The following is an 8452-nucleotide window of genomic DNA, read 5'->3' as shown; positions in this document are numbered from 1 at the left end:
ACGACACTGCTGATGGCGCCGCCGGTGGCCAGGGGTTGTCGTACAGCTACGACGTCGCGGCCAGTGCGGGTGTGGTGCCGTCGGTGGACGCGGCCGGTGATGTGGTGTTCACCGACACCACCGACGCCACCGCTGGTCCGAACGGTGACGGGGTGGTCTTCACCATCCCGCGTGCCTTCATGGTGGACTCCGCGGTCCCGGAGCCGGCCTACACCGACGCCGTGGACTACGCCATCGACCCGGCGACCGACTCTGCTGGTGGCTCGGGCACGGGGTGGGTGCTGACGATGACTCCGGACACCGCGTGGCTGGGCGACGCGGCGCGGGTGTACCCGGTCTCGATCGACCCCACCACCACGCTGGGCTCTATCAGCACAGTGCGGGACTGCTGGTTGCAGGCCGGTTCCCCGACCACGTCGCGGTGTGGGGACAATTCTCGCTATCTGCGCGTGGGGCGTGACTCCAGCAACTCCCGCCACCGCGATTTGCTGGACTTCGACCTCTCCGCCATCCCGGGCACCGCGACCATCACGGGTGCTTCGGTGAACCTCACGGTGGATGAGACCCAGACTCGCAACGGCAACAACTCGAACTACAAGCTGCTCCCGGCCGGCAAGACCTGGACCGACCAGGCGACCTGGGCGACCTCGGGTAGCAACGGCTCGTGGACCGGCGGCGATCCCGACACCACCTCCGGGCTGTCGTCTGGACCGGTGAAGCTCCCTGAGGCCTACGGTGGGTACTGCACCAGCGGAACTTGCCTCGTCAACCCGAACGTGTCTTTCGACGCGAAGGATCTGGTGACCGCGTGGTTCCACGGCGCCCGCGCCAACACTGGGCTGGTGCTCCTGCAGTCCGGTGAGAACACGAACAACCAGATCTCCTTCTACTCGGCCTCATCTCAGAACGCCAGCGGTAAGCGGCCGCAGCTCTCGGTGACCTACGACGAGGGCGTGCTGGATGCCTCCCAGGCCGGCGACCGTTCGTTCTTCACCTACGTCGAGCGTGATCTGTCGGACAAGATCACCGCGAAGGTCAATGTCGGCAACGGCAACCTGTTCGTCTCCGCCCAGGACGCGACCATGCCCGGTATCGCGGGCTGGGACATGGACCTGACGCGGTACTACAACTCGGCCAACGAGTCGTGGGGTGGCGCGAAGATGGGCGCGGGCTGGTCGACCCCCTTCGGTGGGTCGATGCGCCTGGAGTTTCCGCGGGGACAGACCTCCGGGCTGGCGCAGAAGGTCGACTTCTACGGCCCCACCGGCGAGCGGACCCGCTTCGACACCTATACCGCCCGCACCGGCCAGAACGCGACCGGTGCTCCGCAGCTCGACCAGTCCGGCACGCACAACAATGCCACCGGCACCGCAACGGGCACCTACCTGCGGCCCCACCCCGGTATCAACGCCGACCTCTTCTACTACGACAACACCACCACCGGCATCTGGGCCGATGACGTCTACAAGCTGAAGTGGTTTGATGAGTCATTCTTTCTCTTCGACGCTGACGGTCGGCTGATGCGTACCGAGGACGCCAACGGCAACAAGCTCACCTTCTCCTACGCCAGCACCGGTGTGAACTCCGGCGACCTGGACCACGTCACCGACACCCGCGGCCGCACCGCGCAGCTGCACTACAACGCCTCGGGGCTGGTGGACTGGATCGAGTTCCGCAAGCCTGATGGCACCATGCTGCTGCGCTGGGCCTATGAGTACACCAACACCGCACCGGCCTACCTCTCCGCCTCGTACCTGGCCGCGGTCAACGCCAACGCCATCGGCTCCACCGCCGCGATGACCTCGACCACCGGTAACGGCCAGGACGTGACGGGCAACGTCGGTGCCCGTACGACCTACACCTACGGCGGCAACCGCAAGCTCGCCTCGATCACCAACGCCCGTGAGAACACCAGCGGCGGTTCGAGCGCGTCGAGCAACGGCTCAGGCAAGGGCCAGGTCATGTCGTTCGACTACGACGGCGACGGGCACGTCACGACCTGGACCCGGCCCAACACCAACCCCAATTCCACCGCCTCCGGTGACCAGCCTGGTCCGTCGAAGGTGACGTTCTTCTACCACGCGGGCCACGGGACCGATGTGACCTCGTCCTCGGCGCAACCCCAGGATGCGTGTAAGCCCTCGGACTGGGCTGCCAGCCAGGACTCCCCGGCTGCGGCCCGCACGATCCTGACCGGTGAGCGCGACGACACCAACAACGCCAGCACCATCCCCGGCCAATCGAATCAGGGCACGATCAAGACGAAGTACTGCGTCGACGAGCTCGGCCGGGTTCTGCGCACCACCGACGCGAAGGACCACACGCGCTCAAGTACGTGGACGGCGAACTCTAATGTCCAAACCGCCGACATGACCGGCACCGGCACCGGGCAGCAGCAGTACCAATACAACTACAACGACTCCAGCACCGACGCCGGCGGCGACGGCAATCCCGACACCGCTGACTCTGCCACCAGCCCCGAAGGCGGCCGGGCCACCGCCCAGCACGAGGACGAAGGCCACCCTTACAGCACCACCAAGACCGGCCAGAACAGCGCTAACAGCTCGAACAACAGCAAGACGGGTGACACCACCCAGTGGAACTACGCCTATGACGATTGGAACAACCTGATCCAGGCCGAAAGCTCACAGACCAGCACCGATAGGGACGTGCGTTACCGGTACTGCTGGACCACCCAAGGCCAGATCGCGCGGATCGACCCCATCGTGGCCACCGGGTCGGTCACGACGAACAGCGGGATGTCGACCAAGGCGCCGAACAGCAGTGATCGGAAGAGCAGTCGCGGCGACAGCAACAACAGCGCCAGCTGCCTCGCCGCCACCGGTGTGGGGACCGACAATGACACCGTATTCAGCTACAACGCCAACGGCGACCTGACCAGTGTCGACAAGCCCGCCGGTGGGGATGAGTCCTATATCTACGACGCTATGTCCCGTCTGGCGACCGTTACCGACGCCCGCGGGGTGACCACCACCTATAAGTACGACGCCCTGGACCATGTCGTCTCTGCTGCGCACTCGAAGTCCGGGCAGACGACCCAGACCGTGGCCTGGGCCTACGACCTGGCCGGCAACCAGACCCGGCTCTCCAGCCTCAACGACACCACCTCCGGCGGGGCGAACACCTTCACCTACGACCGCCTCAACCAGCTCGCCTCCGAGTCCGGGCAGGCAGTGGTCGGGAAGATCGAGTACACCTACGACCCGGCCGGCAATCTGTCACGACAGAAGGTCAGCGGACAGGTCATTACCGGTGTCAGCGATGCCTCCACCACCAGCTACACCTACGACAAGGTCAACCTGCTCGCAACGCTGAGCGACCCTCGTGGCCGGGGCTACACCTTCAATTACGACGCGAAGGACAAGCTGACCAAGACCACCTACCCCCGGCTCGACTCCGGTGGCGGTGACGTGGTCGCGAAGGCGAACTACGACAACGACGGCAACCCGACCTGCATGTGGTCCTACCTGACCGCCACCTCCGGTGCCAACGGGCCATCGACGAGTAACGGCTGTCCCGGTGCCTCTGCCGATGGGCTTTACACCTACCGCGGCTACAACTACGTCGCAGGTAACGGCAACCACACCTCGAATATTCAGAAGATGACCGAACTTGGCGGAGCAGTCTCCAGCTACAGCTACGACAACATCGACCGGCTCACCGCCGCGACCACCAAGAACAGCTCCAGTCTGAGCGCCACCACCATCCGCGACTTCGCCTACGACTACGACCGCCACTCCAACCTGACCAAGACCAAGGCCACCGGCACCACCCCCGGCATGGACACACGGACGCTGTGGTCGGCATTCAACGCCGGAGACGAGATCTGCGCCTCCCAGCACCTCGCCGCCACGGCGAACAACCCCAACTTGTCGTGCTCCACCAGCGCGGGCAGCGGCACCAACGGGGTGGCCAAGTACAACCACGACCAGGCCGGCAACCTCACCACCGCCACCGGCGGGGGCGACCTCGCCGGGCTCGACCTGGCCTACAACCTGCCCGGACAGACCACTTCCATCACCGCACCCGGCTCGACCACAGCCCAGGCCCAGGCCTACGACGGCGTCATGCAAGACCGACGCACCACCTCCGGGCCTACCCAGATGGCCTACGGATTCTCAGGGCTCACCAACCAGAGCACCAACGCCACCGCACCCGGCGGCGCCCACGGTGAGATCTTCGTCCGCACCCCTGGCGGCGACCTGCTCGCCATGATCGACACCAGCTCTGGTCAGGCCCGGTATTACATGCTCGACCACCAAAAGAGCGTGATCGCGACGGTCGCCGACCGCAGCACGCCCACCCCCAGCATTGGCGGCGAAGTCACCCGCTACCTCTACGAGCCCTACGGCACCACCATCCGCACCTGGAACGACACCACCCCAGGCGACGGCAACAACGGCTCCGAGAACGGATCGCTGACCGCACCCAGCGCGGACAACAACCCCTACGGCTACGCCTCCGGGTACACCGACCGGCAGACCGGGCTGGTGAAGTTCGGCACGCGGTTCTACGTGCCGGGCCTAGGCACATGGACCCAGCAAGATCCAAAATCTGGGGCGATAAGTGCGCCTTTGACTCTTAACTCTTTCGACTATGCCACACGAAATCCAGTCAATAAGACAGATCGAAATGGCAGATACTCAGTCGGGGTGAGTATCGAAGGCTGCTACTATGTCTGCGTGAGTGTTGGATATTCTGAAGATAGCGAAGGCAACCGAGCTATCACCGGTGGACTGGGCGCTGGTTCGCCTGGTGTTTCCGCGGGTGTGACTGCGAGTACTAGCGACTTGGAGACGGGCATCAGCCCATCGGTGGGTTGCTCGGCAGGTCCGGCCACCATTTCGACCTCGGGTTCGGATGTCTCAGGTTCGTTCGGAACATCTTATTCAACGCCCATGTGTTCGGCATCCATAGAAGGAGCGTACGTACTATGATGATTATCCCTCTCTACACTGGCTCATCGAGCGGCAGCAACCCGATCTTGTTTGCGATCATGATAATCGCGGCCATCCTGATTGTGGGATTTGTGATAGCGAAGTTTATGAAGAAGTAGCCTGAATCAACGATGCCATGGGGCCCCAGCTGCATGCGTAACGAGTAAGTCGGTAGTAAGCGGATGTCGGCAGCAATGGTGTATGTTGCCAGTGCCCGCGGTGGCTTACTTTGCGCGAGGGTTCACTACCGCTTATAAAGCGTTTGCGGTCCGCGCGTCGCAGCTGACCGGTTCTCAAGAGCGCAAAGACGTCGAATAGGTCCGTTGCACTTCAATCCCGTCTCAGATTAAAATTCTACTATCTGCGCGAACCTGCAGTCTGAATAGGGATGCCGAAAGGGGCGTCATGTCTGACATTAATCTGCGCGATTGCAGAATGCATGAATTAGCGCGCGGCTGCATCAACCATCTCGATCTCGCCCTCACGGTTAAGACTAGTCAACGGTGACGCACTTCTGGCTCGGCGTCGCAGCGGTTATAATCATCGCCATCGGATCATCCCTAATTTCTTGGAATCGTAAATTTGTTGAGCGCATGCCGAAACCATCGGAGCCTTTGGCGCACTCCTGGCTGTTCAGGCCCAGCAATGATGGGCGTGTCCCCATCGTGACCATCATTGGAAGCGGTTGGGTTTTGATTGGCGTTATCCTGCTAGCGCTAGCTCTCAATGGCGCATCTCTCTGATTCATAAGAACGCCTGAGGTAGTCGAACACCTCCTTGGCTAGTTCGACAAGGGTCTTCCACCTGCGCCGGTCGAAAAGCACCACCGGCTCATCTTGATTGAGGGTGTAGGGCGGGTCTCGGGCGATGTAGTGGGTCAAGTGCCACTGTTCCGGCAGCTCGGCTTCCACCGCATCACAGCAGCTGGCCATAAAGAGAAGGCGCTGGAGTACGGCAAGGGCGTCTGGATGAAGTACGTCCTGCCGACCCAACACGTGCTCTACTTCGGCATTCAAGCCAAGAGGGGCAAGTGTCAGTGTCAGCGCGGTCCTACGGCCAACACCCAACTACGCACTCCTGGCCCGGACGGTGCTGGACTACGTCGAGCAGCGCGACCGAGAGCCTGGGATGGGCCGCGAGGATCGCCAACGCCCACCAGCACAACCAAGCAGATCCAGCCAGAAGGATGACAACCAGAAGCCGCCCGTCTAGGAGCGCGAACGGATCGCGACCTTCGCGTTCCCCAGTGCCCGCCTGATGACACTGGCCCGGCGCCCGAGCCTCTCTCCGACCTTGGCGAGAGACAGACCGCTCTCGTAGAGCTGTCGGCAACGCCCGAAAATGAGGCCGATCCGACGCTCGAAAACGAGGCCACCGGTTCGTGCTTCTTAGTCTGCCGTGTCTTGGGTCTTGATGCTGGGCAGGGTGTCGATGCCGCGGTTGCGTAGTCGGTAGCTGGCGCCCTTGAGGGTGAGGACGTCGGCGTGGTGGACGACGCGGTCGATCATCGCGGCGGCGACGGCCTGGTCGCCGAAGACGCCGCCCCAGCCGCTGAAGGGCAGGTTGGATGTGAGGATCAGCGAGGCGTGCTCGTAGCGGGATGACACGAGTTGGAAGAACAGGTTCGCGGCGTCTTGCTCGAAGGGCAGGTAGCCGACTTCGTCGACGATGATCAGTCCGTAGCGGCGTAGTCGAGCGAGCTCGTTGGGGAGCCGGCCGGCGCGGTGGGCGTCGGTGAGCCGGGTGACCCATTCGGTCGCGGTGGCGAACAAGACCCGGTGTCCGTGGTTCGCGGCGGCGATCCCGAGCCCGGTGGCTGGGTGGGTCTTCCCGGTGCCGGGCGGGCCGAGCAGGACGACGTTGCGGGCTTCGGTGAGGAACCCGCCGGATGTCAGCGCAGCGATCTGCTGACGGATGGCTGGTTGGGCGTCCCAATCGGACTTCTCGATGGTCTTGCGTGTTGCGAACCCGGCGGGCGCGGATCCGTAGTTGAGCGCCGGATGCGTTGCGGGCGGCGACCTCACGGTCCAGGAACGCGGTGAGGTACTCCTCGTGGGTCCAGCCGGCGTCCCTGGCATGGTCGGCCAACCGGGTCGCGGCTTCGGTGATCCGGGGTGTCTTCCATGCCGACGCCAGGTATGTCAGATGCTTGAGCGCCTCGCCGGCTTCGTTCTTTGTGGCCATCAGGCAACCTCCCCATCGGCGGCGGAGGCACTCAGGCCGCCGTCGATGAGCCCGACGGCACGGTCGTAGTCGGCCAGATCCCGACCTAGGCCGTCGTGTGGAACCGTTCGCGGTCGCGTGCACGGCAGATGACTCGTAGGCCAGCATTGCTACCTGTCAAGGCGCTCTATATCCAAGGTCCGCGTCACCGGCGATACTGACTCGGTCGGCGCTGTTGAGGGCGACGTTAGGTAGGCGCGGCAGATCACGTCAAAGCCGATCGCACCACGGGGCCGTGTGCCATCGTGCGGAGCTCTGTCGATAAGGAGGCGCGGTTGTGATTGAAGCGGCCCTCGCGGGCGTATTGGCACTGGCGGCCGTAATGAGCGCGGCTGCAGCGGCAGGATCCTGGCGGGCGGCTCGTAAGGCTAGTTTAGCGACGCAATCGCTGGGAGACATTGAGGCGGCTCGCCGCCACCAAGAACTGATGCCTGAATTTGCGCTGAGGCTGTCCGAAGTTGCAGAGGGAGGGAAGTTCAAGCATCTCGAAGTGGAACTCTTAGGCCCTATAGCTCTGCAGCGCCTGAAGGCTTTGGAGGTGCGAATCCGGGACGACCGACCGGGTCGTGCGCAGGAGGTCAACTACCCAAGGCCCGATCAGCAGGCAATGATGGTCGAACTGATAGCGCAGCAAGTATGGGGCCCCTATCGCTTCACGCCTGGTGTGGGTCCGTCGGTAGGCTCGGTTAAGAACCCCTCTGACGAGCACGGACGCTCATGCCGCGTCAATGCGCCGCTTGAAGTTGGAGAGGGACTGCGATTTCAGCTCGAGCCCACCGTCCCTCCGTGGCTAGGTAATGCGAGCGGACCGGATCGGCATGAGGAATTATGGCTCAGTCGAGTGGGTCATGAAATACGTTTAACAATTCGTGCTCAGTCGGACCAAGGCGAATGGGTCATCCCGCTTGAAGTTGAGGCCATGCGCGGCGGTGGCGAGCGGTGAGGTGCAGCTCTCCGCGGGCCGCCGGCCCAGGTCCGCGCAGTGCAGCTGCGCATCGATACGAAGAAGGCTCTGACTCCGGTACGTCCGAAGCGGCCCTCGCGTTCCTCAGCGACCGGCCAGTGGACTAGACATCGGTTGCCGCGGCGTGAGCCGTGTTTAAAGATACTGTCCGGCCCCCCGTTTTTCGGTCCAGTTCTTGTGAGAATCCATCCACAAGTGAGAGGACCGGTGTGAGTTCCTGATGGCTGCATCGAAGAGGTTGACCCCGGAGCAGATCGTGGCGCGTTTGCGGGATGCGGAGAAGTTGCAGGGGCAGGGCGCGACGATT

At 63.3% G+C, this 8452-nt stretch carries 3 protein-coding genes; 2 read left to right on the top strand and 1 reads right to left on the bottom strand.

What is annotated here, in order from left to right; genetic code table 11:
- Nucleotides 1-35: 35 nt before the first annotated feature.
- Complete coding sequence (locus ISG29_RS20295) at nucleotides 36-4958, top strand: DNRLRE domain-containing protein (RefSeq protein WP_207793419.1); 4923 nt, start codon at nucleotides 36-38, stop codon at nucleotides 4956-4958.
- 1388 nt (nucleotides 4959-6346) lie between these two features.
- On the opposite strand, the gene istB is transcribed toward ISG29_RS20295, so the two are convergent.
- Nucleotides 6347-6982, bottom strand: a complete 636-nt coding sequence (gene istB, locus ISG29_RS20290) for an IS21-like element helper ATPase IstB (protein WP_328830015.1) — start codon at nucleotides 6980-6982, stop codon at nucleotides 6347-6349.
- 476 nt (nucleotides 6983-7458) lie between these two features.
- Here istB and ISG29_RS20285 point away from each other — a divergent pair, with 476 nt between their 5' ends.
- Nucleotides 7459-8124 (top strand): hypothetical protein, encoded by a 666-nt coding sequence (locus ISG29_RS20285; protein ID WP_194505275.1) that lies wholly within the window; start codon nucleotides 7459-7461, stop codon nucleotides 8122-8124.
- The last annotated feature ends 328 nt before the right edge of the window (nucleotides 8125-8452 follow it).

This window comes from Nocardioides acrostichi, from assembly GCF_015319165.1.
Lineage (GTDB): Bacteria > Actinomycetota > Actinomycetes > Propionibacteriales > Nocardioidaceae > Nocardioides > Nocardioides acrostichi.
The sequence above is the reverse complement of the archived record's forward strand: the minus strand, read 5'-3'. Positions and strand labels throughout refer to the sequence as shown.